This is a genomic window from Moorena sp. SIO4A1 (assembly GCF_010672065.1).
Classification (GTDB): domain Bacteria; phylum Cyanobacteriota; class Cyanobacteriia; order Cyanobacteriales; family Coleofasciculaceae; genus Moorena.
In genome coordinates this window covers 1-2,155 of sequence record NZ_JAAHHX010000347.1, presented here as the reverse complement: position 1 = coordinate 2,155, position 2,155 = coordinate 1, and the positions used below count along the sequence as shown (strand labels likewise).

Genomic DNA, 2,155 nt, shown 5'->3' with positions numbered 1-2,155 from the left:
GGGGACATGGGGAGATAGGGAGATAGGGAAATAAAGAGATTGGCGGAAGAGAAAGTTGTACGTTTGATCGCAACTTGGTATCAAGTATAGTTAGGTCAATTATCCATTACCCATTACCCATTACCCATTACCCATTACCCATTGCTAATGGACCTGTGAGCAGATAAGTAGTCATTTTCCCTTTTCCTTTGACTTCAAACGGTTGCCGTTGCTCAAACCGGTACTTATCTTTTAATTTCTCATAGGTAGTAACTGTAACCTGAATGCCACCTGGTATACCCTGAGATTCCATACGGCTAGCCATATTTACGGTATCACCCCACAAATCATAGCTGAATTTTTTGATTCCAATTACCCCAGCCACCACTGGTCCACTGTTGATGCCAATCCTGAGACGGAAATTGTGATTCGTTTGAGCATTGTACTGGGCAATTAATTTTTGCATATCCAATGCCATTTTAGCGATCGCATCCGCATGATACTTGCAGGCTTTTGGCAGACCGGCAACAGCCATATAAGCATCACCAATCGTCTTAATTTTTTCGACACCATGCTCCTCAGCTAGTTGGTCAAACTCTGAAAAAATTACATTGAGAATTTCGACCAGTTCGGTGGGAGAGGTTTGGGTTGAGAGTTTGGTAAAGTCAACTAAATCAGCAAACAAAACAGTTACATCTTCAAAACTTTCTGCCAGAGTACGTTCTCCTTTTTTTAACTGTTCTGCGACCGGTTGGGGCAAAATATTAAGCAGCAAAAGCTCAGCTTCGGTTCGGGCACGACGAAGTTCATCTTCAGCTTTTTTGCGCTCTGTAATGTCGCTAAGTGTGCCTTCGTAGTAGAGTAAATCACCAAAATTGTCTCTGACTGCTCGTATATTTTCCGAAATCCAAATTACTATACCATCTTTCCGATAGACCTCGGACTCAACCTCTGATAACGTTTCTTCTTTGTGGATTAGGGCTAATATATCGTCACGACGCATCGGTGCAAGGTAGAGTTGTTGACCAATATCCGTGACTTGATTAATCAGTTCTTTTGGCGACTGATAGCCCAAAATACGTGCGAGTGCTGGATTAGCGGTAATAAATTGTCCTTCTGGTGTAACTTGAAAAATGCCTTCAGTGGCATTTTCAAAGATACTGCGATATTTATGCTCAGCTTCTTGTTTCTGCTTAATTTCCTGTTGCAGCTGAAAATTTTGTGCTTGTAGTTGCTTTTGTAAACGCCCGAGTTTCAAGTGAGTGTTTACTCTCGCTCTTACTTCTTCGTGCTGCACTGGTTTAGTGAGATAATCTACTGCACCGAGCCTGAAACCTTTAACTTTGTCGAGAGTATCAGTACGAGCGGTCATAAAAATAACTGGGATGTCTCTAGTTGACTCTTGAGCTTTCAAGCGACGGCAAGTTTCAAACCCATCAATTCCGGGCATCATAATATCCAGTAAGATTAGATCCGGTTGAGCATAGTTAACTTTCTGGAGCGCACTATAGCCATCTTGAGCGACTAAGACTTTGAAGCCAGAATTGCTCAACAACTCAAACATCACCCCTAAATTAGTCGGACTATCATCAACAATAACAATTACACCTTTATAGCCAATTTTGTTATAGCTTTCAGTTGTTAGGCTGATTTTCCTGGAAGAGGAATGATGATTAGTTTGAGTTACTGAGGAAATATTCATAATCACATGAACTCGTTATTGGGGTTTTTAAATAGTGCTATTTAAAAATAAACCTTAAAAACTATAATAACTTATTACTGGGTCAAATATTCATTTAGATTGCGATTGTTTTTTAAAGATATAGAGTTTATTTTTTAGTAACTTTATCAGGTTTTTTGAAATCCTTTTCTTGATGCAGTCGCTCATGGGGGAAACCCCCAATACCGCACCGGTAGTCGCTCATGGGGGGGACCCCCAAGACCGCGCTACCTCGCTGCATCGCTTTATTTTCGAGGAGCTTCGTGGTCTTTTTTATCCATGTACTTTCCAACAAATTCCAATATTTGTCGTTCTTGAAAACCTTTTGATAATTTACGCAATTTTTGAGCAAAGGGTATGAATTTATGATCCAACTGTTCAATCAAATTAGCTTCTTCTTGGATGCCTCGAATATCACCCATAATTGCGAGTTCATACAGACCAGAAATTTTCTCT

At 40.3% G+C, this 2,155-nt stretch carries 2 protein-coding genes; both read right to left on the bottom strand.

Annotation, left to right across the window (positions count from 1 at the left end; translation table 11 throughout):
• Nucleotides 1-127: 127 nt before the first annotated feature.
• Complete coding sequence (locus F6K53_RS38075) at nucleotides 128-1,681, bottom strand: adenylate/guanylate cyclase domain-containing protein (protein ID WP_293084918.1); 1,554 nt, start codon at nucleotides 1,679-1,681, stop codon at nucleotides 128-130.
• Between the two features lie 263 nt (nucleotides 1,682-1,944).
• Nucleotides 1,945-2,155, bottom strand: a 211-nt coding sequence (locus F6K53_RS38070; RefSeq protein WP_293084916.1) for a hypothetical protein, incomplete at its 5' end; no start/stop codon positions are given.

Excerpts from the sequence above, each read along its gene's own strand:
- F6K53_RS38075 (WP_293084918.1), bottom strand. The coding sequence starts at position 1,681 with ATGAATATTTCCTCAGTAACTCAAACTAATCATCATTCCTCTTCCAGG.